The 23,406-nt window shown below is 65.3% G+C and carries 27 protein-coding genes and 1 tRNA gene; 14 read left to right on the top strand and 14 right to left on the bottom strand.

Annotated elements, in window-relative coordinates; translation table 11 throughout:
- Positions 1 to 265: 265 nt before the first annotated feature.
- From D9V32_RS08690 to D9V32_RS08700, 3 genes are all read right to left on the bottom strand, one after another.
- Entirely contained in the window at positions 266 to 1,396 is a 1,131-nt protein-coding gene (locus tag D9V32_RS08690) for a DNA glycosylase AlkZ-like family protein (RefSeq protein WP_183086247.1), read from the bottom strand.
- Positions 1,397 to 1,619: 223 nt separating this feature from the next.
- Positions 1,620 to 2,705 carry a VIT1/CCC1 transporter family protein gene (locus tag D9V32_RS08695; protein ID WP_121648517.1) on the bottom strand — a complete coding sequence of 362 codons (1,086 nt, stop codon included), beginning with the start codon at positions 2,703 to 2,705 and terminating at the stop codon, positions 1,620 to 1,622.
- 245 nt (positions 2,706 to 2,950) lie between these two features.
- The gene (locus D9V32_RS08700) at positions 2,951 to 3,412 is read right to left on the bottom strand and encodes a MarR family winged helix-turn-helix transcriptional regulator (protein ID WP_121648518.1); all 462 of its coding nucleotides are present in this window, start codon (positions 3,410 to 3,412) and stop codon (positions 2,951 to 2,953) included.
- A 37-nt stretch (positions 3,413 to 3,449) separates the two neighbouring features.
- Here D9V32_RS08700 and D9V32_RS08705 point away from each other — a divergent pair, with 37 nt between their 5' ends.
- Both D9V32_RS08705 and D9V32_RS08710 read left to right on the top strand, forming a co-directional pair.
- Positions 3,450 to 3,677 (top strand): hypothetical protein, encoded by a 228-nt coding sequence (locus D9V32_RS08705; RefSeq protein ID WP_121648519.1) that lies wholly within the window; start codon positions 3,450 to 3,452, stop codon positions 3,675 to 3,677.
- A gap of 111 nt (positions 3,678 to 3,788) precedes the next feature.
- On the top strand, positions 3,789 to 4,343 hold the full coding sequence (locus tag D9V32_RS08710; RefSeq protein ID WP_121648520.1) for an OsmC family protein: 555 nt from the start codon (positions 3,789 to 3,791) through the stop codon (positions 4,341 to 4,343).
- A 95-nt stretch (positions 4,344 to 4,438) separates the two neighbouring features.
- Here D9V32_RS08710 and D9V32_RS08715 read toward each other — a convergent pair whose 3' ends face one another.
- Positions 4,439 to 5,512 (bottom strand): aldo/keto reductase, encoded by a 1,074-nt coding sequence (locus tag D9V32_RS08715; protein ID WP_121648521.1) that lies wholly within the window; start codon positions 5,510 to 5,512, stop codon positions 4,439 to 4,441.
- A gap of 3 nt (positions 5,513 to 5,515) precedes the next feature.
- Complete coding sequence (locus tag D9V32_RS08720; protein ID WP_121648522.1) at positions 5,516 to 6,349, bottom strand: acyl-CoA dehydrogenase family protein; 834 nt, start codon at positions 6,347 to 6,349, stop codon at positions 5,516 to 5,518.
- Positions 6,350 to 6,507: 158 nt separating this feature from the next.
- Here D9V32_RS08720 and D9V32_RS08725 point away from each other — a divergent pair, with 158 nt between their 5' ends.
- The 3 genes from D9V32_RS08725 (at position 6,508) to D9V32_RS08735 (ending at position 7,639) form a co-directional block, all read left to right on the top strand.
- Entirely contained in the window at positions 6,508 to 6,957 is a 450-nt protein-coding gene (locus D9V32_RS08725) for a hypothetical protein (RefSeq protein WP_121648523.1), read from the top strand.
- Positions 6,954 to 7,418: a hypothetical protein gene (locus D9V32_RS08730; RefSeq protein WP_121648524.1), complete on the top strand. Its 465-nt coding sequence runs from the start codon at positions 6,954 to 6,956 to the stop codon at positions 7,416 to 7,418. The genes D9V32_RS08725 and D9V32_RS08730 overlap by 4 nt, the downstream gene beginning before the upstream one ends.
- A 145-nt stretch (positions 7,419 to 7,563) precedes the next feature.
- A tRNA-Arg gene (locus D9V32_RS08735) sits at positions 7,564 to 7,639 on the top strand.
- 192 nt (positions 7,640 to 7,831) lie between these two features.
- Here D9V32_RS08735 and D9V32_RS08740 read toward each other — a convergent pair.
- Both D9V32_RS08740 and D9V32_RS08745 read right to left on the bottom strand, forming a co-directional pair.
- Positions 7,832 to 8,536, bottom strand: coding sequence for a DUF3800 domain-containing protein (locus tag D9V32_RS08740; RefSeq protein WP_121648525.1), 705 nt, complete (start codon positions 8,534 to 8,536; stop codon positions 7,832 to 7,834).
- Between the two features lie 270 nt (positions 8,537 to 8,806).
- Positions 8,807 to 9,280, bottom strand: a complete 474-nt coding sequence (locus D9V32_RS08745; protein ID WP_121648526.1) for a hypothetical protein — start codon at positions 9,278 to 9,280, stop codon at positions 8,807 to 8,809.
- A 152-nt stretch (positions 9,281 to 9,432) separates the two neighbouring features.
- Between D9V32_RS08745 and D9V32_RS08750 the strand changes: the two genes are divergently transcribed.
- Entirely contained in the window at positions 9,433 to 9,897 is a 465-nt protein-coding gene (locus D9V32_RS08750; RefSeq protein ID WP_121648527.1) for an SRPBCC family protein, read from the top strand.
- A 177-nt stretch (positions 9,898 to 10,074) separates the two neighbouring features.
- Here D9V32_RS08750 and D9V32_RS08755 read toward each other — a convergent pair whose 3' ends face one another.
- Positions 10,075 to 11,268, bottom strand: coding sequence for a DUF1963 domain-containing protein (locus tag D9V32_RS08755; protein ID WP_121648528.1), 1,194 nt, complete (start codon positions 11,266 to 11,268; stop codon positions 10,075 to 10,077).
- 111 nt (positions 11,269 to 11,379) lie between these two features.
- Between D9V32_RS08755 and D9V32_RS08760 the strand changes: the two genes are divergently transcribed.
- A complete protein-coding gene (locus D9V32_RS08760) occupies positions 11,380 to 12,000 on the top strand; it encodes a mismatch-specific DNA-glycosylase (protein ID WP_121648529.1) in 621 nt (206 codons plus the stop codon).
- A gap of 6 nt (positions 12,001 to 12,006) precedes the next feature.
- Here the strand turns inward: D9V32_RS08760 and D9V32_RS08765 are convergent, their stop codons facing one another.
- Positions 12,007 to 12,573 (bottom strand): TetR/AcrR family transcriptional regulator, encoded by a 567-nt coding sequence (locus D9V32_RS08765; RefSeq protein WP_183086248.1) that lies wholly within the window; start codon positions 12,571 to 12,573, stop codon positions 12,007 to 12,009.
- Between the two features lie 91 nt (positions 12,574 to 12,664).
- Between D9V32_RS08765 and D9V32_RS08770 the strand changes: the two genes are divergently transcribed.
- On the top strand, positions 12,665 to 13,093 hold the full coding sequence (locus D9V32_RS08770; RefSeq protein ID WP_121648531.1) for a hypothetical protein: 429 nt from the start codon (positions 12,665 to 12,667) through the stop codon (positions 13,091 to 13,093).
- 344 nt (positions 13,094 to 13,437) lie between these two features.
- Here D9V32_RS08770 and D9V32_RS08775 read toward each other — a convergent pair whose 3' ends face one another.
- Positions 13,438 to 13,980 carry a YbhB/YbcL family Raf kinase inhibitor-like protein gene (locus D9V32_RS08775; protein ID WP_121648532.1) on the bottom strand — a complete coding sequence of 181 codons (543 nt, stop codon included), beginning with the start codon at positions 13,978 to 13,980 and terminating at the stop codon, positions 13,438 to 13,440.
- Complete coding sequence (locus tag D9V32_RS08780) at positions 13,977 to 15,191, bottom strand: MFS transporter (protein ID WP_121648533.1); 1,215 nt, start codon at positions 15,189 to 15,191, stop codon at positions 13,977 to 13,979. The genes D9V32_RS08775 and D9V32_RS08780 overlap by 4 nt, the downstream gene beginning before the upstream one ends.
- Before the next feature lie 185 nt (positions 15,192 to 15,376).
- Here D9V32_RS08780 and D9V32_RS08785 point away from each other — a divergent pair, with 185 nt between their 5' ends.
- Positions 15,377 to 16,300: a helix-turn-helix domain-containing protein gene (locus D9V32_RS08785; protein WP_121648534.1), complete on the top strand. Its 924-nt coding sequence runs from the start codon at positions 15,377 to 15,379 to the stop codon at positions 16,298 to 16,300.
- Positions 16,301 to 16,383: 83 nt separating this feature from the next.
- Complete coding sequence (nrdF, locus tag D9V32_RS08790; RefSeq protein ID WP_121648535.1) at positions 16,384 to 17,364, top strand: class 1b ribonucleoside-diphosphate reductase subunit beta; 981 nt, start codon at positions 16,384 to 16,386, stop codon at positions 17,362 to 17,364.
- On the opposite strand, the gene D9V32_RS08795 is transcribed toward nrdF, so the two are convergent.
- Entirely contained in the window at positions 17,361 to 18,326 is a 966-nt protein-coding gene (locus D9V32_RS08795) for a GlxA family transcriptional regulator (RefSeq protein WP_121648536.1), read from the bottom strand. The two genes, nrdF and D9V32_RS08795, sit on opposite strands and share 4 nt — an antisense overlap.
- Before the next feature lie 125 nt (positions 18,327 to 18,451).
- On the opposite strand from D9V32_RS08795, the gene D9V32_RS08800 reads away from it, so the two are divergent.
- On the top strand, positions 18,452 to 19,090 hold the full coding sequence (locus D9V32_RS08800; protein ID WP_121648734.1) for an HD domain-containing protein: 639 nt from the start codon (positions 18,452 to 18,454) through the stop codon (positions 19,088 to 19,090).
- A 9-nt stretch (positions 19,091 to 19,099) separates the two neighbouring features.
- Here the strand turns inward: D9V32_RS08800 and D9V32_RS08805 are convergent, their stop codons facing one another.
- Complete coding sequence (locus tag D9V32_RS08805; protein ID WP_121648537.1) at positions 19,100 to 19,687, bottom strand: TetR/AcrR family transcriptional regulator; 588 nt, start codon at positions 19,685 to 19,687, stop codon at positions 19,100 to 19,102.
- A 50-nt stretch (positions 19,688 to 19,737) separates the two neighbouring features.
- Between D9V32_RS08805 and D9V32_RS08810 the strand changes: the two genes are divergently transcribed.
- Positions 19,738 to 20,214: a GNAT family N-acetyltransferase gene (locus D9V32_RS08810; protein ID WP_121648538.1), complete on the top strand. Its 477-nt coding sequence runs from the start codon at positions 19,738 to 19,740 to the stop codon at positions 20,212 to 20,214.
- A gap of 16 nt (positions 20,215 to 20,230) precedes the next feature.
- Here D9V32_RS08810 and D9V32_RS08815 read toward each other — a convergent pair whose 3' ends face one another.
- On the bottom strand, positions 20,231 to 20,800 hold the full coding sequence (locus D9V32_RS08815; protein WP_121648539.1) for a hypothetical protein: 570 nt from the start codon (positions 20,798 to 20,800) through the stop codon (positions 20,231 to 20,233).
- Positions 20,801 to 21,008: 208 nt separating this feature from the next.
- Here D9V32_RS08815 and D9V32_RS08820 point away from each other — a divergent pair, with 208 nt between their 5' ends.
- Together D9V32_RS08820 and D9V32_RS08825 are read left to right on the top strand one after the other, a co-directional pair.
- Complete coding sequence (locus D9V32_RS08820) at positions 21,009 to 21,788, top strand: isocitrate lyase/PEP mutase family protein (protein ID WP_121648540.1); 780 nt, start codon at positions 21,009 to 21,011, stop codon at positions 21,786 to 21,788.
- Positions 21,789 to 21,817: 29 nt separating this feature from the next.
- The gene (locus D9V32_RS08825) at positions 21,818 to 23,401 is read left to right on the top strand and encodes an AlkA N-terminal domain-containing protein (RefSeq protein WP_121648735.1); all 1,584 of its coding nucleotides are present in this window, start codon (positions 21,818 to 21,820) and stop codon (positions 23,399 to 23,401) included.
- Positions 23,402 to 23,406 lie beyond the last annotated feature (5 nt).

Here is a 23,406-nt window from a genome sequence, read left to right on the forward strand (position 1 = left end):
GTAACACCGGTATGTACCGATCGGTATTTAAACCTACGCATTAAATACCGGACGGTATATTTCGGTGAGTGGGTGGTACCTGTCCCCGCATCGAGGGTCGAGGATTCGGGGTTTCCACACGCTGTCCACACCCGGTACGGCGTTTTGCACACCGCTTTCCACAGGTTTCAACAGAGTTATCCACAATCTGTGGAAAGTGTGGAAACGGCAGAGACGCATCTCCAGAGCGCGAAGCCGACGTGCGGTCGAACGCCGCCCGGGTGTGTCAGCAGCGTACCGAGGTGGTGAGCGCCAGCTGGGAGGCGAGGGTTTCGGCGGCGGCGCTGGCGGCCGCGCGGAAGTGGGCGGCGTTTGTCCCGGGTTCGGGAAACAGGGCGTTCACGATCAGGGTCCGGCCCTCGCGGCGAACATCCGCTCGACCGATGAACTCCGAGCCGAGGATGACGCCGAGCACGTAGTGCCCGTAAATCCGCTTGGCCGCGGGCTTGTATGCCTCGAACGTGTAGTCGAAGTTGAAAACGCGGCGGGCGCGGTCGCGGTCGCGGATGAGGGGGTCAAAGGGGCCGATGAGTCGGGGGTCTGGGCTTTGCGGGGTGGTGAGGAGCTCGGAGACGGGGGAGGTCCAGGTGGGGGCGCTCCAGCCCTCTACCCGGGTGGGAATCGCGTGACCGTGTTCGAGGCCGTATGCGGCATCCGCGGGGGTGAGGTTGTAGTAGTGCGCCACGTCCGAAGCGGTGGCCACGCCCAGGGCATCGATTGCCCGATTCGCGAGACCGATCAGAATCTGGGAGCGGGAGAGCGTGCGATTGAGGAGCGGCTCGGGAATGCGCCGCTCGGGGACGTCGTAGATGCGGCGGTTGAGTCGGCGATCCGTGCTGACGATGTCGCCCCGCCACACCAGGTGCTCGGTGATGCGCTTACACTCGGACCAGTCCCAGCGGCCGCCGGAGCGTGGCGCGGTTTCCTCGATGCGGGCGAGGGTGAGGCCGTGGTTGCTCTCACGGATCAGGGCGGTGACGCCCTCGAGTTCGGCGGCCGATGGCGCATCGCGGCGCTGGGTTGCGCTCATCCGGTTGAGGCGAAACAGGGGCCAATCCTCGACGGGAATGAGGGCGGCAGCGTGTGTGTGTGTTTCAAATGAGACGGCTTCGCCGCGAGACCAGAGTGTCGCATCGATTTCCGGGGCACGCGCGTTTCCCGGAAGTCGCGCGAGGCCGGTGAGGCGGTGTGCGCGGTCTACCCGGGCGAGGGCATCGAGTTGGATGAGCCCCACGCGGGTGAGGATCGACTGCGGCGTGGTGGCACCGGCGGGAACAAGACTGGCGGCGGCGGCGATGCGGCGGGCTTCGAGTGCGGAAAGTGAGATGGGGGGTCGTGTGGGGTTGTGAAGCGACAACAGGGTCTCCGATCGTCGGGTCTACCGTCCCGGGGGACGGAGCACCCGGCATCACTCGGGGGCCCGAGAGATGCCGGGTGTGGCACGGCGCCGATTTGCTGCGTGAGGGGATTCACGCTGCCGCACAAAACTAACGACGGTTCCTGGAGATGTTAGGTAAGAAAGGTAGGAGATAGCTGTGTTTTCAGCGCCAAATCAGAAACACTCGTTATCATCTCGGCCGCTATGCGGGCCCGGATCCGAACAGCAGGCCGAGCAGGTAGGTGATCCCCGCCGCCCCAAAACCGATTGCCAGCTGGCGCAGTGCTCGCTTCAGCGGCGAGGCCCCGCTGAGTACGCCCACGACCGCACCGGTACCGAGTAGCGCGGCACCCACGAGGACGGCGGCGACGAGGACGGCGGTGAACCCGCTGAGCCCAAACAGATAGGGGAGCACGGGAATGACCGCGCCGGAGGCGAAGAAGAGGAAGCTGGACGTTGCCGCACCCCAGGCGGTGCCGAGGGTTTCGTGTTCCTCCGCGGCATCCTCGGCCGGCGGGGCCTCGGGAGCGCCGTCGTGGGTGCAGGGGAGGCCGGCCAGCATCTCGTGAGCGTGACTCACCGATTCGGTGGCCTCCATGCCGCGGGCTCGGTAGACGAGGGCGAGCTCGTTGGCGTTGATGTCGAGGTGGGGCACCGCACCCTGGGCCTCGGGATTGGGGGCCGACGCCTCGAGGAGCTCTCGTTGGGATCGTACCGACACGTATTCGCCCGCGGCCATCGAGAGCGCGCCGGCGAGAAGCCCGGCAACGCCCGCGGCCAGCACGACGCCGGTGTCTACCCCGGTGGCGGCCATGCCGAGTACCAGGGCGAGGTTTGAGACCAGGCCGTCGTTGGCGCCGAACACGGCGGCGCGGAACGATCCGGACAGCTGAATGCGGCTGCGCGCGGCCAGGCCGCGCACGACCTCCTCATGGATCCGTTCATCGGCCGCCATGGTGTCGGTGGCGTGGATGTCTGCGGAGTAGGGCGAGCGGGCCTCGGTGCGCTGCATCAGGGCGAGCACGAATACCGGGCCGAAGTGGCGGGCGAGGAAGCAGCGAAAGCGCGTGCGCATTGCCACCGGCCGCGGCTTTCCGGCGTGCTCGCCGAGGAGATCCAGCCAGTGCTGCTCGTGGCGGCGCTCGGCCTCCGCGAGGCTCGTGAGAATTTCGCGTTCCTCGCCACTGCGGGCGTTTGCGAGGTCCTGATAGACGGCCCGTTCGGCGCGTTCATCGGCGAGATATTTCCGCCAGCGGCGGATCTCGGTGGGTGAGGGGGTGACGGTCACGGTACGGCTCCTGGCTCTTGGCCGAAGCGATAATGACGGGTGTGCTTCGGCCACGGTCGATAAGTGGCCGAAGGTCTCGCTCGCCCCGCCTGGGCGGGGTGGGCTGCCGGGCTTGCGCCAGTATGTCGACAGACCGCTTTGCGACGGTTGTGAAAAACCTTGCCGCGTGTGGGAGCTACTCCCCTTCGTGGTTCTCAGTGTAGCGTAAGTGCCCCTGATCAGGGGTTCGGTGCACCGAAGTCTGGCTAGGAGGCCTGGGCGACCTCGGCCGCCCGGATCACCTCGTGCAGGGTCTCGCGAAGGTTCGTGAGCTCGGGCAGGCTCATGCCGAGCGCCTCGATGATGCGTGGTGGGATGCGGGTTGCCTGCTCGCGCAGCGTGCGCCCGGCCTCGGTGAGCTCAATGTCGAGGACGCGCTCATCGCGGGCGCTTCGGGTGCGCGTGATGAGTCCGGCCGCCTCGAGTCGCTTGAGGAGTGGGGAGAGGGTCGGCGGCTCCAGTGCGAGCGCTGCGCCCAGATTCTTGACCGAGCGGGGGCTCGATTCCCAGAGTGCGAGCATTACGAGGTACTGCGGGTGGGTGAGTCCGAGTGGTTCGAGGATTGGGCGATAGAGGGCCAAGACATTGCGCGAGGCCACCGCCAGGGCGAAGCACACCTGGTTTTCCAGGGCGAGGAGGTCATCCGCGGCGGTGGTATTTTCAGACATGTTCCCAGTGTAGCAAAAGAGGTATACACTAATAGTTATGGCACGAACTAATGGTGAACCCGGACCGATTCGGGCCGCGGGTGGTTTCACAAACTGGCTGAACGGCAAGCTGCGTCCCTACATCGGCCCGCCGCCCCTCGGCCCCTACAACGAGGAGCCGCTGCCCGATACCGCCGAGGCCGCCTGCCCCCTGTGCGGCAACCCCATGTCGCAGCACGTTGTTGATCGCAGCGGAGAGCGCACGCAGTTGCACTGCCCGCGCTAGTACCCGCGCTGCGGGACCCGCCGGTCCCACGCCTCGCGTTCAGTCGCGGCTACATGACGGCAGATGACGCGACCCCTGGTGTGCGCGTTTTACGCACCCTAGGGTCGGTGCATGACCACTGTGACGGGCGTAGCGCCCGAGATTGAAGACCTTGCCCGTGCACGCTCCGCGCGCCTCGCCGCGGCGGGTGCCGCGTGGAATGAACGTATCGCGGCCAACCCGGCCACCGCGGTCATCCACCCCGCCGCGAGCGGAACCGCCGAGGGCGGAGTCGCGACGCGTATCCGCGCGGGCGGGCACGAGTTTGTGGTGGATGAGCCCGCGGGTCTCGGTGGCGAGAACACGGGTGCCAATCCGGTGGAGTACGCGCTGGGTGCGCTCATCGGCTGCCACGTCGTGGTGTATCGCCTGTACGCCGAGGCGCTGGGTATTCGCATCGACTCGATTACGGCCGAGGCCGATGGCGACCTCGACGTTCGCAAGCTCTTTGGCCTGAACGAGGACGGGCGACCGGGTTTTGACCAGATCCGCATCAACGTATCGATCACCGGCCCGGAAACCGAGGAGCGCTACCGGGAGCTCAAGGCCGCGGTGGATGAGCACTGCCCGGTCCTCGACCTGTTCCAGAACCCCACCCCGGTGCACACCGCGCTGAGCGTGGGCTAGGTTTCTGCATTCTGTCGGCACGCTTCGTAAAAAACGCCCGTGTCGCCCCTCTGAGGAGGGGCGACACGGGCGTTTTTTGCACCGCGCGGGCTGGGTTAGAGCTCGGAGGAGCCGGCCCAGAGGTTGACGCCGGTGTCTCCGGTGCCCACGGCCTCGTCGATTTCCGCGAGCTCTGCGGCGGTGAAGTCGAGGTTGTCGAGGGCGGCGAGGTTTTCGTCGAGCTGGCGCACCGAGGAGACCCCGATGAGGGCGCTGGTGGCCCCGCCGTCGCGCAGTACCCAGGCGATGGCGAGCTGGGCGAGGCTCTGCCCGCGACGCTCGGCGATCGCGTTGAGTGCGCGCAGGCGGGCGAGGTTGTCCTCGCTGAGGAAGCCGTCGAGGAACGAGGTGCGGCCGGCCGAGGGGGCGGCGTTGGGATCCTGAATGTACTTGTTGGTTAGCAGGCCCTGGGCGAGCGGGGTGAAGGCGATCGAGCCGAGCCCGTGGGTGCCGAGGGTGTCGAACAGGCCGCCCTCTGCCCAGCGGTTCACGAGCGAGTAGGCGGGCTGGTGGATCACCAGTGGGGTGCCCAACGCACGCGCTGCCTCGATCGCGCGCTCGGTGCGCTTGGCCGAGTAGGAGGAGATGCCCACGTAGAGTGCCTTGCCCTGGCGCACGGCGGTGTCGAGGGCGCCGATGGTTTCCTCGACCGGGGTGTCCGGGTCGACGCGGTGCGAGTAGAAGATGTCGACGTAGTCGGTGCGCAGACGCTCGAGGGATTCCTCGAGGCTGTTCAGGAGGTACTTGCGGCCGCCGAAGTTGCCGTAGGGGCCGGCCCAGTGGGGCCAGCCAGCCTTGGTCGAGACGATGAGCTCGCTCCGGTACGGCTTGAAGTCCGAGTGCAGGAGGCGACCGAAGTTGTATTCGGCGGAGCCGCCGGGAGGACCGTAGTTGTTGGCGAGGTCGAAGTGGGTGATGCCGCGATCGAACGCGTGATGCAGAATTTCGCGCTGGGTATCAAAGGGCTTGTTGTCACCGAAGTTGTACCAGAGGCCGAGGGAGATCGGAGGTAGCAGCAGGCCGCTGTTGCCGACCCGGCGATATCCGAGGTGCGTGTAGCGATCGGCGGCGGCGCGGTAGGGCTGGTGGATGTCGGGGTCGTCGGCGCTGAAGCGTACCTCGGTGCTCATGGGTCAGCCTTTCGTGATGTAGGTGGTGAGGGGGAGCAGGAAACCGGTGCCGGAGGCGGTGCCCGGCTCGAGGCGACGGTAGTCGCTCGGGTCGTGCAGGGTGACCCCGCGGGCCGCGCGGCGGGTGATCGCGGGGGAGACGCTCGGCGTACAGCGCAGGTCGATGCGCGGGTTGGCTTCGGCCGCGGCATCGAGGGTGTTGTCGGAGTGGGTGGTGCCGATGAGATCGCCCGGGGTCACGTGCACCTCGGCAAAGCGGATCGGGCCGGTGGAGGTGAGGCGGCTGGCGCAGTTGTCCCAGTCGCCGAGGTAGTGGGTGCCGGGCCGACCGTGCTCGAGGATGATGGTGTGGAAGCCGTGGGCGGTGCGTGCGCTGACCAGCATGACGTCGCCGGCGGCGGCACCGGGGCCGAGCAGGGCGCGGCCATCGAGGTTGAAGTTGCCGTCGCCGGTGGGGGTCAGGATGGGGGCGTCGGGCGCGGGTTCGGCGAGGGCCCAGATCCACTGTTCGGCGGCGCTGCGGGTGAGCCAGGGGCAGCGCTCGCCGGAGGCCGCGGTGGTGACGAGCAGGGTGAGGGTGCGAAAGTGATCGGCGAGGATGCGCGCGAGAACGTCATTGTTCTTGGCGAGCGTCTGCACGACCTCGGTGCCGAGGCTCGGGTGAGCGCCGGTACCGCCGTGTTCGCGGGGAATGGTGAGTGCGGCCAGCCCGCTTTCGCGCAGAAGATCGAGTGCGGCACCGGGCTCGGCCCCGGTGGCCTGCTCGGAAACACGTTCGGCAACGGCTCGCCAGTGAGCCGGGGTAGCGGGGCTGGGGAGGATGCTGTTGGGGGTCATCGTTCGCTCCAGAGGTAAATGGTCTGTGCCCCGAACCTAACAGGGCAACCTGAGACTGCCAAGGAGGTACGTAACACGAACGGATCGATTCGACCAGTATGACTAAACATGACCTGTTATGACAATCAACCATACGGGGTCGGTGAGCCGCTATTGTCATGGGTATGGTGTTGCGTCGCTACCGATGGTTACTGATCCTGGCCATACCGGCCGGGTTCGTGATCGGTGTTGCCCTGGGCATGGCGCTCACCGGCGGCGACCTGGTCGCCTGGGGTGAGTACGTCCTCTCCCTCGGATACTTCTCCGCCCTCATGGGTGGTCTCGGCGGTCTGGGCCTGTATCTCGGGGTCGAGCTGGGCGACCGCTCCCTCACGCGCGGCATTCGCGCCCGCGTGGCGCTTGCCGCCGGGGGTGCCGCGGCCGCGGTGTTTGTGACGCTCCTGCTGATCGGGATCGTCACGTTCCTCACGGCGAACCCTGGTTATGTAAACCCGCTTACCTTTGTCCTTATGTGGACCATCCCGGTGGTGCTGGTGACGGCCGGGATTGCGGCGCTCGCCGTATACGCCACCGAGACCGGGTATCGAAAGCTGCGGATCGTCACATGACCCGGACGCGCGAGACGGTGTGGAGGCGGTATTGGCCGCTGATCGTGATCGCGTTTCCGGTGGGTTTTGTCGTGGGCGGCATCTACGGCCTGGTGACCGTGGGGGTCGCGAACTCCGCGCAGCTCGTACCGACCTTTGTGGGGTTTGGGTTCGGCGGGATGCTGTTTGCCATTCCCGGCGTCCTGGGGGCGTTTCTGGCGGTGTTGGCGGGGGACCGGTGGCTGCGCCGCTCGCTGAGCGTTCGCGTGGTCTGTGCGGCCCTCGGAGCCTTCCTGGGGGTAACGCTGGCGCTACTGGTGCTGGATATTGTGCTGGCCGTGCAGCACGAGGGGCAGGACTTCTCGATCGGCACCATTCTGTTTGTGGTGATGCCCGTGGCCGGGGTGCCCGCGGCGGTGGTTGCCGGCGGCGCGGTCATCGCCTGGGAGTGGCGCCGAAAACCGCGCGAGACGCGCCCCTAGGAGGCCCCCTCGCTGTGGGGGCAAGATCCGCGGAATCACGGGCGACACGTCGAAGGATGCACTCGATTAGCGCCCGCGTAAAACCTGCGCTAAGCTATCTAACGGCCCGAGGGTGAGAAACAAACCCAAGGCCACAATTGAAAATGCGCCCGTAGCTCAACGGATAGAGCATCTGACTACGGATCAGAAGGTTGGGGGTTCGAATCCCTCCGGGCGCACCACTGAAAAAGACCCCGTCGAAAGACGGGGTCTTTTGTTTTGGTGAGCGATGAGATCGCTGCCCGGTCATCCAGCCTTGCGCGTTTGGTTGCCTTTACTTCGTTACTAACTCCGGGTAGAGTTGTACGTGCAGACCCCCCCACACACGTGGAGCAGGGGGTCTAGCTGTTTAACGCCTAGATTTTGTTGAGCGTTTAGATTTCTTGGGGTCCGCGAGCGGTATCCCGTTCGGCTAGATGAGTCGAGTACCACTCCCAGGCAAACTCGTTCGCGTCATGCCGATCTATGTGAGCGTTGGCGCACCACGCAACCAAATCGGCAATCTGCACAAGCTGCGAACTCCGTGAGTCCAGATGGATTGCGTCTTCGATTACCCGTCGTTCGGTGAGCTTCAAACGGCGATGGGTGGATCGATAAGAAGAGTCGCTTCCATCGCCATCCATGATTACGAGACCGAGAGAATCGGATTCGCGGAGTCTCCGCTCGAATCGGGAGACCAATGCCGCATACGTCTCGTGTTTCGTTCGGAAAAAATCCTCGGGGGTGCCCTGCCTCCACACCGCTCCCACGCGGAGCCCCTCGGCAGAACGGAGAGTTTTGAGGCATTCGACGGCGACTGCGCGGCCAAAGTCTTTCCAGTAGGGAACACCATTTTGCATATGCCGATCGGGAACCTTGCGAGCGATTCTTCCCCGCCCATTCACATACGCCGTTGTATGAAGCTCTTGCGTGACGGGAATGGAAAACTCTCGCCAGAGCTTCTTACGCATATCTAGCCAAGACTTCAGGATACTGGCCCAGCGATCCGGGGAGAACTCAATCCAGCCGTACACAACGAGTCCGGACTGAGGACGCCCAGAGTCATCGACATAGATCAAGCGATCGAGATTCGGTGCCACGGCAACCCCTTCGACATGATCTGGCCCACCTGTGGCAGGGCGATTAAACAGTGTCGCGAGCGTAATACGTCAGCGTGTGAACCAGCCGCGCGCCCAGAGGGAAGGTCAGCATGCCGGCCCGGGACGGGCGACATCTGCGATACTCGGACCATGACGGTGGATTCTGGCTCCCAATATCTGCTGCTGCATGATTCACGCTAGAATTGATTCCGCCTCTCCGTTACGACGGAGGAAGGAAGAGGGTCTTAGAAGCCAGCCGGACGACTGGGTCTAGGACCTTTCGTCTTGTTCGGGGGCGAGTGACTCAGAGGTGCGCATCTCGACCAGCCCGCGTGATTGCAAGCCGCGAACGTGAGTGATGTCCTGGTTGTCCTGAGGGCCTGTGCGTGATTCTAAGGTGAGCGTGTTAATGCTCATCTCCTGGAACTCGTAGTAGAGCGTCTCCAAACACTTGCGTCGGAAGCGTTCGTTTTTGCGCTGTGGTGCGTCTAGGTGCGCCACCACGACACTGACCTGGTTGAGTTCGAGAATCCTCGTGATGATCGCATCCCTGCGGCGCTCATTCTCGTCCGTCCAATGCAGTTTGACCTGGCCGGGAAGAAGCAGGGGACGGACAAGGTCCCTCGAAACCTCCAGCGCTTTTGTTGCGACGAGGGCCGCGCCGATAAGGTACTCCTGCCGATTGCCGGAACGGTTGGCCGAGGACTCATCGATGAATGCCTGAAGTGAGTTGTCCGTCATCATTCGCTTCGGAGTCTTTCTGTGGCAGGGTTCCCAGCGGCACCTGGCTCTCGATGCTCCGAGCGTAGACCGGCAGCGTGTGAACCGCCCGCACGCTCAGAAGCACGAGGTGGGCATGCCGGCCCGGGATGTGCGACATCTGCGATACTCGGACCATGACGGTGGAGTTTGAGTGCGTGACCCGGGTGCGGATGCCCCGGGCGCAGCTCTTTGAGCGCTCATTGAGTATTGATGTGCACACCGAATCTCTCGCAAACACCCGGGAGAGGGCGATCGCGGGCGTGACCTCGGGGGTGATGTCGCTGGGGGAGACCGTGACCTGGCGAGCCTGGCACTTTGGGCTGCCCCTGCGGTTGACCACCCGCATCACCGAGCTTCGCGCACCCGACTTCTTCGTGGATGAGCAGGTGCGCGGCCCGTTTGCGCGGTTCAGACACGAGCATCGGTTTACGAGCGAGGGTGATCACACGGTCATGGTGGATCGCGTCATCTTTGCCGCGCCGCTCGGGGTGCTGGGCCGAATCGTTGAGCGCGCCATCCTCGCCCGCTACATGAAGAACCTCATCGAGACCCGAAACCGTCACCTGGCGGGGCTGGACCTCCTCTCGACGGACGGTTAGCGCCAGAGCGGGAGCGTTTCCCAGTTTTGCGGAAACCCATGTTGCGTTCCCGTGAGATAACGGGGTCACCAGTTTCGTGGTTGAGATCAACTGCGGGCAAGATCTTCAAGAAGTGCTGTGCGCTCTGACAGGTTTGGAATAGCCCCCGCAATTCGTATCGATCAGGCCCCGTGGCCCCTACCCGCTCCGGATAAACGACACCACGTTGTCGAAGTGGGCCGCTTCCAGATCGCTCTGCCTCATCCAGATCTCCAGGTGTCCGCCATCACCAAAGACACCCTCAAAAACAGGCTCTCCGGGGAGGGTAATGAGGAGCACGTGTTCATCATTCGGATGGGCGAGGGGAAGCCGGGCACTCAACACGAGGGCATCCTCAACGTTCACCCCAAAGCTGGTGTACGGAAGACCAAAGAGGCGGACGCAGTCGCCCGCGTCGGCGAGGAACGGATTGCGGTCAAACTCCGCGTCAAAGTGCTCCGGATAAGAACCGTTGCGTGCGAATCGGTTCGCTTCGCGCTGCAGGAGCTCTCCGCGGTCCAGCGCATCCGCGGACGCGGAGGGCATCGCGTGGAACATGGGGATCACCGCGATGTCCACCGCGAACACCGGGAAAGCACCGCCATCAGCGTCGCGGTCATCGATCGGCAGCCGCGCGCGAACATCGTGCTCAGCGACGTGACGGACGCGCGCGCCACCTCCCGGGATATCAGGGTCGGTTCGTGAGTCTCCGAGGGTCGAATGGAAGACCTGCAGGAGTCCGTCCGGGGGTAGCGGATGAACACGCAACAGCGCCGCCAGTGCCTCGGTGTGCTCGGCTACGGTAGCGAGCGCCGCGAAGTCGATCTGAGCGAGGAGGGCGAGACCGTCGGGTGCTTCAGAGCCGGGCACACGAGTGGGGACACCACCCACCCGGGTCAGATTTCGCCATTTCGCGGTGCCCGGGTCCCCATCATCCCAGAGCTCACCGGCGTAGACATCCTCGGACCCGTGCTGCTCGGGGAGATATACCGCCAACCGCATGTTTAGCTCATCGCCAACATCTCGTAGTCGAGGGTCTGCGCGTAGACGCTCAAACGAGGTCGGATCGTCTCCGTGGGCGTCCCGAAGAACCTGATACTCCCAGACGGCACCGGTCAGGACTCCGTGAAAAAGGGCCAGCTCACGCGGTGTCGCATCGGACATCAGTGCTGCCCGCCGAATATCCGCGAGGAGAGCGGAGTCCGCGCGTACGGCATCGGTCGCCCGATTCTTCACGTCAACAAAAGCATTCCACTCCCGCGTTGGAATCTCGTGAATCCGCGTCAGCCCCTCGCGATACTGCGCCTCCAGATTGAGCAGATGAACCCAGGCAGGATGATCCATATACGACATACATTCGCCTCCTCGTGGAGCCCGGGAAATGAGGGCCGGAACGGTAGGGCACCGAAACCGGAACCCACCCGGGAGACTAGCAGCCGAGGCCCAAACGGCTAACCTAAAGCCATGACCACTCGTCGCCCCTCGCCGATGCGGGGAGAAAAACCCACCCGTGAGGACCTGGCGCGCTTCGCCACGGATAATCCCGACGCGATCGATGACGTCATCTCGGACACCGAGGACCTCCGCCTGCTGATCGTTGGTGTCAACCCGGGATTGTGGACCGCCGCCGTCAATGCACCGTTTGCCCATCCGGGCAACCGCTTTTGGCCCGGCCTCTTTCACGCCGGACTCACCGGACACCGCATCGACACCTCACGCGGTTTGAGCGCGGCCGACGAGGATCACCTGCACCGGGCGGGCATCGGCATCACAAACCTGGTGGGCCGGGCGAGCGTCCGCGCCGATGAGCTCACCCGCGAGGAACTGCGCGCCGGTGCTGCGGTCCTCATCACGCGCCTGCCCGAACTGCGTCCGCGGGTGGTGGCGGTCGCCGGCATCACCGCGTTCCGCACCGCATTTGAGCTCCCGAAGGCCATGCTCGGAAAACAGGACACCACCCTCATCACCGGTTGGCCAGCGGGCCTCCCACTGTGGGTCGTGCCACAACCCAGCGGCCTCAACGCTCACGAAACCATCGATACGCTCGCGCAAAAGTGGCGCGCGGTGTGGGAGGACGTGGACTAGCTCGTTCTAGGGAGCCGGCGTCGCCTCGCTGATCAGGGCGATCAACTCTCCGGCCACGCGCTCAAACGGCGCGAGATCACGAGCCGCCCGCGCGAGAATGACGCCGCCCTCGCAGCCGGCAAGCAGAATTGCGGCGAGGCTCGGTGCGCGCTCGCTCGGGATGCCGCCCTCGGTCAGGAGGCTCGCGAGGAGCACCGTCCACTCCGCAAAAATCTCCCCGCTCAGGTCCACGAGGTCGTCGGACTCGGCATCCACCGCGACTCCCGCTACCGCGCACCCCACGGTGAAGTTTGCCAGGGTCAACAGCTGACGCCACATACTCACGAAGCCCGCAGCAATCTCCGTGGCGGACGCACCTCGCAGTGCCTCCAGCTCGCCAAGGGCCCGTGCCCCGGTGGCGCGCACGGCGGTGGTGATGAGCTCCTCCTTACCGCCGGGGAAGTGGTGATACAGCGAACCCCGGGGTGCGCCCGACTCGGCCAGAATGTCCCCGAAGGAGGTTCCGTGTGATCCGTGGCGCGCCACGAGAATCTGAGTGGCCTCGATCATGCGCTGCCGGGTGTTGTGTGCCAAGAGAGCTCCCAAAAGAAAATTATGACAGTCATCATAATTTAAGATTATGATGATCATCAGAATCCTATTCCACTCCCGAAAGGTGGCAGTCATGCCGATGATCGATATCTACGCTCCGGCCGGAGCGCTGGCCAATATCCACGAGGTCGCACGTCGTGCGGCGGAGATCGTGAAGAGGGCTGAACGGGTTCCCGATATCCCCCTGTTCCGCACCAACACCGCCGCGTTTGTCCATGAGCTTCCCGCCGAGGCGATCTCCGATGCGGCCGGCGCGAGCGATCACGTCCGGGTGCAGGTGCTGACCAACGATGGTGCGCTCGACCGTGACAAGCAGCTCGCCGTGGTCTCCGAACTGACCGTGCTGGTGGCGGACGCATCCGGCGGGCGAATTGCCGCGGACCGCGTGTGGGTGCTGCTCACCGAGGCTATCCCGGGCGGATGGGGGATCGCGGGGCACGCCAACACAAACGATGACATCGTGGCCGCCGCCCGCGCGGAAATCGCCGAAGTGTCCCGGTAGCGCCGGGATCTCTACCGGGGCGGCTCGGCCCCCACCGAGCCGCCCCTTTCCTGTGCCCGCGAGGCAAGCGTGTTTTGGCCGCCACCGTCGCACTGAGGGCGTCCGGAATTCCGCGGTGACGAGCATCGCAAGACCGTAACGATTGAAGTGATTCATGGTGCGTCTTTCGTGGAGGAGTGCTGATGCAGCGCGAACCACGAATTGCAAGAAACCATGTAAGCATCTAATATTTATGATGTTGACGTTCTTCTTCGGGGGAGAATGATGACACGGAGGGTGCGAAAGGGGTAATACTTGGGTTCGCACCGCCACCCGAGATGGGGCGCACGCGCCCCATCTCGAACTCAGGCGTTGTTGATCGCCGTGGCGACCAGGGTTGCCCGAGCCAGAATGTGGCTCGAAATGTTGAAGCCGAGGAATGCCGGGGTGGCATCCGGGCCCACGCCGATGTCAGCCACATCGAGGGCGTGCACGGTCACGAAGTAGCGGTGCTCGCCGTGGCCCGCGGGCGGTGCTGCACCGAGGAAGAGGGCCGCGCCGCTGTCGCCGCGCAGCTGATAGGAGCTGTCCGGCAGACCCGACCCGGTCTCATCGCCGGCACCCTCGGCCAGGCTGGTGACCGAGGCGGGGATGTTCGCCACTGCCCAGTGCCAAAAGCCCGAACCGGTGGGGGCATCCGGATCGAACACGGTGATGGCATAGCTCAGCGTGCCCTCGGGGGCACCGCTCCAGGAGAGCTGCGGGGAGCGATCCTCGCCACCGGGAACCCCGAACAGGCCGGAGTACTGGGCGGGGCCGAAGGCCTCGCCGTCGGCAAACGTGGTGCTCGTGAGGGTAAAGGACGGAACCTCGGGTAGGCGGGCAAACGGATTGTTGAGGGTGGTCATGACGGCTCCTTTGGGGTTGTAGCGGAGGGTAGTCGCAGGAGTGCGAGAACGATGAGGGGGATCAGGCCCACGCCGACCATGATGGCCCCGATAGCTGAGGGTCCGGTGATACCGAGTGAGGATTCCAGGGCCATGCCGGCCACCCAGGAACCGAGTGCAACACCACCGTTATAGGCGGCGACGGCGGAAGCCGCGGCAAGGGTCGGGGCGGTCGGTGCAAGAAGAATCGACATGCCCGTAGCCAGCGGTGGCACACACATGCCGGCCGCGCCAACCACGAAGAACAGGAGGAAGCTCCACACCGGGCTCACCGAGAGCGGCACCAGCAGCGCGAGCGCAAGGGCACCAATAACGGTGGCACCCAGGTAGGTGGCGATCGCGTGGCGATCACCCAACCGGCCCGCCAGGTTCGTTCCCAGGAGACAGCCGATTCCGTACACGACGAGGGCGAGCGGAAGGCTCCATTCGGGCAGTCCGGTGCGACCGATCAGGAGCGGCTGGATGTAGCTGAACGCCGCCATGACGCCGCCGCTGACCACCGCGGTGGCCGCCAGAACCAGCCAGATACGCACCTGCCGAAAGGCGCGCAGCTCGGAACCAATCGACGCCTGATCCCCGGTGTTATGCGTCAGGGAAATGCGCGAGATAATCACCGCGGCAATCACGGTCAGCACCGTGAGGAGCCAGAAGGTACCCCGCCACCCCACGAGCTGACCGATAAACGCGCCCAGCGGAACACCGGCAACGGTGGCCAAACCCACACCGCTCATCATCAGTCCGAGGGCGCGGGAAGCCAGCGCCGGGCCAGCAGCCGAGGTAGCCACGACCGCGGCCACCGCCCAGAACGCCCCGGTCGCGACCGCTGAAATAAACCGGGCGACCAGACTCATCTCAAAGCTGCTGCTCAGCGCGGTGAAGGCGTGCCCCAGCGCGAAGATAATCAGCGCACCCACCAGGGTGACCCGCGGATGAAGCTTCCGGGTGGCGACGGCCATGACCGGGGCACCGATGACCATACCCACCGCGAAGATCGTGATGAGGAGCCCGGCACGAGCCTCGGTCACGTGTAAGTCTGAGGAGATCTGAGTGAGCAGACCGGCCACGATGTTCTCGGTGGTGCACATGAGAAACGCGCCCACCATCAGGATGGGGACAACGATGGGCATCTTGCCGGGTGAGGCCTGAGCGCTCGGAGGTCTACGGGAGGACATGGCGTTACTTTCTGTTGAGACTGAGGTGTTGCGGAGCCTGCCGAAATGCGGCTCAACGCGGAGGGTATGGTTCTAGAAAACCCTCTTTCTCACGGGGGCGGAACACCCGCTCGAACAGCGTTCTGGCCGAACCAGGGTCTGACAGGGCACCCCAAAAACAGCCCGCGGCGACCTAGGATGAGGGCATGGACAGCCGACGCACGGAGATCAAGACGTTTCTGGCTTCTCGTCGCGCGCGAATTTCCCCGGAGGATGCCGGGGTGCCCACCTTCGGTGGGACGCGTCGCGTTCCGGGGCTTCGCCGAGAAGAGGTCGCCCACCTCGCCGGTGTCAGCGTCGACTATTACGCACGCATCGAGCGCGGCCACACCGCCGGGGTTTCCCCCGAGGTGCTGGACGCGATCGCCGGTGCCCTGCGGCTCACCGAGGCGGAACACGAACACCTGTTTGATCTCGTCGACGCAACCCGGCCGGTAAGCCCGGGCCGGCGCACACCCCGCCGCGGGGGAACCGCGCGGGTGTCCCAGAACCTTCAACTGGTGCTCGACGCGATGGACATCCCCGCGTTTGTGCAAAATGTTCGCGGTGATCACGTGGCTTCCAATGCGATCGGGCGCGCCCTGTACGGAGACCCGGGCGACGACCCCGCGGTGCCCTTCAACTACTCACGGTTCGTATTCCTCAACCCTCGAGCCACCGCGTTCTACCGCGACCTCGACCGCATGAAACACAACAACGTTGCCCTCCTGCGCCAGGCGGTGGGACGCGCCCCACAGGATGAGGGTCTCCAGCAGCTCGTCGGCGAACTCAGCACCTCCAGCGCCGAGTTTGCGCGCCTCTGGGCCTCACACGATGTGCTCCGCTACCGTTCCGGAACCAAGCGCTACCACCACGCGCTGGTGGGCGATATCGAGTTCGGATACGAAACTTTCGAGGTCACCGGCCACCCCGAGCTTCTGATGCTCGTCTACACGGTTGAACCCGCGTCCCCGACGGCTGAGGCGATGCAGTTGCTCGCGAACTGGAGCCTCGATCGTGCCGTTCCTGCGCCGCGCCAGTCCGCGGATGCTGCGATCGATCAGCAGGATCCAGACCTCCGCTCGGTATAACCCGGGCCGATTGACCGCAAACCCCGCCTGCCTGTCCGGTTTCGCCATTACACTCAATCGCCCGCACCCTCGAAGGTGGAGTGATGTCATCTTCATCACAAAAGCCACCGCGCGCCATCATTCACCCCGTCAACTGGAATCAGATCGAGGACGAAAAGGACGTCGAGGTGTGGAATCGCCTGACGGGAAACTTCTGGCTACCCGAAAAAGTGCCGGTGTCGAATGATTTGCCCTCGTGGAACGCCCTCTCTGAGCCGGAACAGGTGCTCACAATGCGGGTTTTCACCGGACTCGCGTTACTCGACACCATTCAGGGAACCGTCGGTGCGGTTGCACTGATCCCGGATGCGCTTACCCCGCATGAGGAGGCCGTGTACACGAACATCGCGTTCATGGAGTCGGTGCATGCCAAGAGCTATTCGGCGATATTTTCCACGCTGTGTTCCAGCCGCGATATTGATGCGGCTTTTCGCTGGTCGGCGGACAATGTCTCCCTGCAGCGCAAGGCCGAGATCGTCCTTCACGACTATCGTGATGATGATCCACTCAAGCGGAAAATTGCCTCCACGCTTCTGGAATCGTTCCTGTTCTACTCGGGCTTCTACCTGCCGATGTACTGGTCGAGTCGAGCAACCCTCACCAACACCGCGGACATGATTCGGCTCATCATCCGAGATGAGGCCGTGCACGGGTACTACATCGGCTACAAGTTCCAAAAGGGGCTGGAACTCGTGGACGAGGCGCGCCGAACCGAGTTGCGAGACTACACATTCAGCCTGCTACGCGATCTCTACGAAAATGAGCTCGCCTATACCCGGGAACTATATGACCCGGTCGGGCTGAGCGACGACGTTATCCGATTCCTGCGCTATAACGCCAACAAGGCGCTGATGAACCTCGGATATGAGGCGATGTTCCCGCGCTCGGACATCAACGTGAACCCCGCGATTCTCTCCGCACTGTCCCCAAACTCGGATGAAAACCATGATTTCTTCAGCGGATCGGGTTCCTCTTACGTCATCGGCCAGGCGGTGAACACCGAGGACGCCGACTGGGACTTCTAGGTGCGATCCGCGCCGGTCGAACGAAACCGCTGCTGGTAGACGCTCGGGGGCATCCCAAGGTTCGCGACGAAGAGCCTGCGCATGGTTTCAATGCTCTGAAAGCCCGCACGCTGCGCGGTGAGCGTCACGGACTCTCCGCCGAGAAGGAGGGATTTGGCGGTGTCCAACCGAACGTTTTCGACAAACCGGGTGGGCGTCATCCCCAGATCGCCCAGGAACAGTCGGGAGAGATGCCGGGGGCTCACGCCCGCGATCGCGGCGAGGTCCGCGATGGCGTGTGATGCCGAGGGGTGCGCTACCACGGCGTCGATCACGAGTCGAACGCCGTCACGGGCACCGCGCGAGATGCCGAGCAGCGTGGAAAACTGAGACTGCCCGCCGGGCCGCTGGAGGTACACAACGAGCTGCTGCGCCACCTGGCGGGCGAGGTCCGGGCCGTGGTCGGCCTCGACCAGGGCGAGTGCGAGGTCGATGCCCGAGGACACCCCGGCGGATGTATGAAACCGGCCGTCGGTCACAAAGATCGCGTCTGGGATGACCGTGATTCCGGGGTGGAGGCGTTGCAACAGCGCTGCATGGGCCCAGTGGGTTGCAACACGCCGTCCCTCCAGCAGTCCGGTGGAGGCCAGGAGAAAGGCGCCGGTGCAGACCGTAGCGATGCGGCTGGCGTTCTCTGTGAGCGAGAGGAGGCTCGAGGTGAGGGCAGCGGGCACGGCGCTGGTGGGAACAGCGTCTCCCCCGGGGATGACCACGGTGTCCCGGCGGGCATCGAGTGCCGGAGAGGCATCCGCGGGGAAAGAGGCACCGATTGAGGTCAGCACCGGTTCACCGTCGGGAGACACATAGTGCAGTTCGTATTGGGCACCGTGCCGATTAGCCTCGGCAAACACCTCGGCTGGCCCCGCCACATCGAGATGCTTGAGGCCGTCAAACAGGAGAAACGTGATCGAATGGGCTGCCATACGCCAAGTATGTCCATATTTGAGTTATGGGTGTCAAATTGGATACTCTCTCGATGCGGCTACTCGGGGAGATGCTGGTGACAGACGTCGGAAATGACGACGCGCTAACCCCGTTGGAGGGCATCATGACCGAAACCATCGCTGGAATCAGCATCCCAGACACCGCACTCGTGCGTGAGATTACCGAGTATGTGCGTGAGCATGAGAGTGATCTGCTGTTTCATCACTCGCGCCGGGTCTTTCTTTTCGGAGCCCTGATGGGGCAGAAGCGTGGGCTGCGCGTCGATGCCGAGCTCCTCTACGCCGGAGCAATGTTTCACGACCTTGGGCTGACCGAGCCCTTCCGCACCTCCTCACTGCGCTTTGAAGTGGACAGCGCAAACGCGGCGCGCGCCTTCCTCACCGCACGCGGTGTGGACAGCGAGGCCGCGCAGCGGGTGTGGACCGGTATCGCGCTGCATACGACGCCGGGTGTGCCTGAATTCATGGAACCGGAGGTGGCGCTGGTGACGGCGGGCGTAGAAACCGATGTGCTGGGAATCTGGTATCACGAGCTCACCCTGGAACAGCGCGAGGCGGTTACCGCCTGGCATCCGCGCCCGGATTTCAAGAATCAGATCATCACGGCGTTTGCTGCGGGGAATGCGCATCGCCCGGAATCGACCTTTGGAAACGTGAATGCGGACGTACTCGCGCACTGCGTCCCGGGATTCGTGCGGGGTGATTTTGTCTCTGTGATTCGCGAAAGCCCCTGGGGAGAGTAGTCGACCGCGCTACGCGTCCGTGAGCGCCGCCTCCAGCGCCCGGTTCACCGCGGCGTGCTGGAGCTCGGCGCTCCAGGCTGCCGGATCGCCCGCGGCGAGCACGCAGACGCCCTCGGTGGTGGCGGCGAGGAGGGCCGCGCGCGCGGTGGCCTCGGCCTCGGTCACCGTAACCGCTGCGCGGATGAGGCGGGTAAGTCGTGTACGGAAGGACCCGCTGTGTAGCGCGTGCTTTGCGGCGAGATCGGGATCGCTCAGGGAGGCGGCGAGGAACCCCACCCAGACGCGCGCGTTGGCGAGCCCCTCCGGATCGGCGGCGAGCGTTCCGAGGGCCACCGCTCGCAGCGCCTCCTCGGGAGACGCGGCCTCACGCTCGAGACGGTCGGTGCGTGCGCCGGTGCGCTCATGTAGGCGGTCGCGGGCGTGCAGCAGAAGCGCGCGCTTATCACCGAAGGTGTGCATGACGAGTCCGGTCGTGCAGCCCGCGCGCTCGGCCACCGCGCGCAGGGTGAGCCCGCCGGGGCCGAGGTCGGCGAGGGTGGCCCAGACCGCCTCGGAGAGGAGCGCGCGCTGAGCCTGGGGGTCTCTGGTTCGGGCCATGTCCACAGCGTAACATGTGTTACGGTAACGTTTGTTACGAAGGGAATTTCATGAGCCTGACCATCGAAGAGGTGCCCTGGGTGCACCCGGATGCCGACCGGCTGCGCCGCGCCCAGCGGGCCGAGCTGCACGCTCGCTACGGCAGTGAGGACCACGAACCGGGCCATGAGCCCAGCGCGGCCGATGTGCCGGTGTTCCTCATCGCGCGTGATGAATCGGGGCGTGCGGTCGCGTGTGGTGGGCTACGCCCGCTGGATGACGACATCCTCGGCCCGGGACACATCGAAATCAAGCGCATGTTTGTGCTGCCGGATGCCCGCGGTTTGGGCGCATCGGTGGCCGTGCTGCGTCGCCTCGAGGAGCGCGCGGCCGAGCTGGGTGCATGCCGCCTGGTGCTCGAAACCGGCGAGCGTCAGCCCGATGCGATCCGCTTCTACACCCGCGAGGGGTACTCTCCGATTCCCGGTTTTGGCGACTATGCGGGTGCACCGGAATCCGTGTGCTTCGGCCGAGACCTCGGCAACTAGCGCCCCGACCTCGGCCCTAGTCGTTGGCGCTGGGTGGGACGGTGTCCTCGGGAGAGACCGTAACCACCTCGATTCCCGGAGTCTGATGCAGGGCGAGGAACAGCTCGGGATCCGCCGCCACCACGATGGAATCCGGATAGGGGAGTGACGCGAGGGCGAACCGCCCCGCGGAATCGTGGGCGAGGGTGGGCGGATATGAGCCCGCGGCAAACGCCGTGCCCGCCTCTATCGCGAGCAACGAACCGACCACGGTTTCCCGGACGCCGGCCACCTCAACGCCGTGAAATCCATACCCCGCCCAGCGGTAGTACCGGATGCTTCGCGCATCGAGCGCTCCGCGAATTTCGGTGAGTGCGCGGGCGATCTCCGGCGTGAGTTCGCTGCGTGGGGGCGTTGCTGCCGAGCGCTCACCCTCGGTGAGCCCGGCATCCGCCACCTCGAACCAGTTGGCGTTGGCCGGGAGCTCCCGGCCCTCGGAGACCAGCGAGGCCCAGGTGCGCGGTTCGCCGGCGAGCCGCCAGGGAGAAAGGATGCGCGCCAGTCGGAGGCCACGGTGGGATTCGGGAATCAGGTCGAGGTATCTCACCGGGAGAAACCCCCGGCCGAGATCGCCGACTCGTGTCCAAACCCTGCGTGATTACTCATGCGTGCCTCTCCGGTCGAGTGTGGGGCAAAGCCTACTGTGTGTGGATGCTCAGCAGGTGAGTACGTAGAGATCGCAGACGCGAGTGGCAGACAACGGTCATGTCCGATTTTCGCTAGAAAGCCGCCCGCGGCCGTGGTGAACTGGTGTCATGACACACGCCGCTGACTTCCGTTCCCTGCACGTCGACCCCGCACTCCTCCTCCTGCCCAACGCCTGGGATGGCACAGGTGCCCGCATCCTGGAGATCGCCGGAGCGCGTGCGATCGCCACCACGAGCGCGGGTATTTCCTGGGCGCGCGGCGCGCGTGACGGTGGGAAGCTGGATCGTGACCGAATGATCCAGACCCTGACCGAAATCGTGGCAACGGTGAGCGTTCCGGTCAGCGCGGACATCGAGGACGGCTTTGGTCCCGCGCCCACGCACGTCGCCGAAACTGTGCGCCTCGTCCTGGCCGCCGGCGCGGTGGGCATCAACATCGAGGACGGTGCGCGCACCCCGGCGGATACCGCTGAGCGCATCGCCGCGGCCCGCGCCGTCTCCACCGAGCTCTTCATCAACGCCCGCACCGACGTATTCCTGGGCGGCGACGGCAGCGTCGCGGATCGCATCGCCGAAACCCTTCGCCGCGCTGCGATCTATCGTGCGGCCGGTGCCGACGGCATCTTTGTTCCCGGCGTCACCGATGCCGAGACCATCGCCGCGCTGGCCGCCGGAATCGACGGCCCGCTCAACGTCATGGTCGGCGCTGATACCCCGGAGCCCGGCGAACTCGCCCGGCTGGGGGTGGCGCGACTGAGCTCCGGATCGGCACTCGCACAGTCGGCATACGCCGGGCTGCGCCGCGACGCCGAGGGCTTCCTCTCGGCGGGAACCGCGCCGCGAAACCAACTGGCCTACGGCGAGCTGAACGCGATGATCGCACTGTGAGCACAGGGGACGCCGTGGTGAATGATGAAGTGCGCGCCGTATGTCGCCCGGGCGACCCGGGCTTCGCCGAGCAGTACCGCGCGATCGACGCGCGCGATACCCGCTTCGACGGCCAGTTCTACACCGCGGTGTCCTCCACCGGTATCTACTGCCGCCCCTCCTGCCCGGCCCGAACCCCGGCCGAGCGCTATGTGAGCTTTTATCGATCCTCCGCGGCCGCACAGGTGGCCGGATACCGGGCGTGCAAGCGTTGCCTGCCCGAGGCGGTGCCCGGAACCCCGGAGTGGAACCTGCGCGGTGACGTCGCCGGGAGGGCGATGCGCCTGATCGGCGACGGCCAGGTGGATCGCGCGGGGGTCGAGGGGCTGTCGGAGCGACTCGGCTACACCCCGCGGCACCTGCGCCGAATCCTCACCGAGCAGCTCGGGGCGGGCCCGCTCGCCCTGGCCCGTGCCCGCCGGGCGCACACCGCTCGGGCCCTACTCGTTGATACCGATCTCGATGCGGCCCAGGTTGCGTTCGCCGCGGGTTTCGGTTCGATTCGGCAGTTCAACGACACCATTCTTGAGGTGTTCGCAATGACGCCGCTGGACATCCGCGCCCGTGCAAAACCGGCGGCTCGTGTGCCGCGATCGGGTGCTCGCCCCCTGATTGACCTTCAGCTTCCCGTGCGTCAGCCCTACGACGCCCCCGGGGTTTTTGCGTTCCTCGCTAGCCGCGCGATCGAGGGCGTGGAGAGCGTGGGTAGTGCCGAGGGTGAGCCGCTGCGATACGCTCGCACGCTCAGACTGCCGGGCGGCCCGGCCGCTATCGAGGTGCATGCCGAAAACGGAATACGAGACTGGACGCTGCGCGCACGCATCGAGCTGAGCGCGCTGGCTGACGTGGGAACGGCGGTGTCGCGGGTGCGCAGGCTCCTCGATCTGGATGCCGACCCGCTGGCCGTGGATCACGCGCTGCGCCTCGATCAGGCCCTTGCCCCGCGCGTCTCGGCGACCCCAGGAATCCGGGTGCCGGGTGCGGTCGATTCTCACGAGATCGTCATCCGTGCCCTGATTGGCCAGCAGATCTCGGTGGCGGCGGCCCGCACCCACCTCGGGCGACTCGCCGCCGGTCTGGGCACGCCCTATGCGTCGGCATTCGAGGGTCTCACCCGGCTCTTTCCCGAACCCGGCACCCTCGCCGAGGGAATCCCAAACCCGGATGCGGATGCACCGCGCGACCCCGAGCGGATCCTGCGTCTGCCGGATCGCCAGGTGCGCACCGTGCGCGATACCGCCGCCGCCCTCGCGAGCGGTGAACTCACCGTCCATCTGGGGCAGGACACCCACGAGCTGCGGGCGGCCCTCGAGGCGCGACCCGGAATCGGGCCGTGGACGGCGAGCTACATCGCGATGCGGGTACTCGGCGACCCGGACGCCTGGCTCCCGGGCGATGTCGCGCTGCTGGCCGGTGCCCGCGCGCTGGGGATTCTTGCTGACCTCGCGGGGTCGGAGCCCGCGGTCAAGCCGGCAACGCGTGCGATGCAACATCGCACCCTGGAAAGCCGTGCCGCCGACTGGGCGCCGTGGCGCTCCTACGCGGCGATGCACCTCTGGCGCGCGGCCTCCTAGACTGG

Source organism: Mycetocola tolaasinivorans (assembly GCF_003667565.1).
Classification (GTDB): Bacteria; Actinomycetota; Actinomycetes; order Actinomycetales; family Microbacteriaceae; genus Mycetocola; species Mycetocola tolaasinivorans.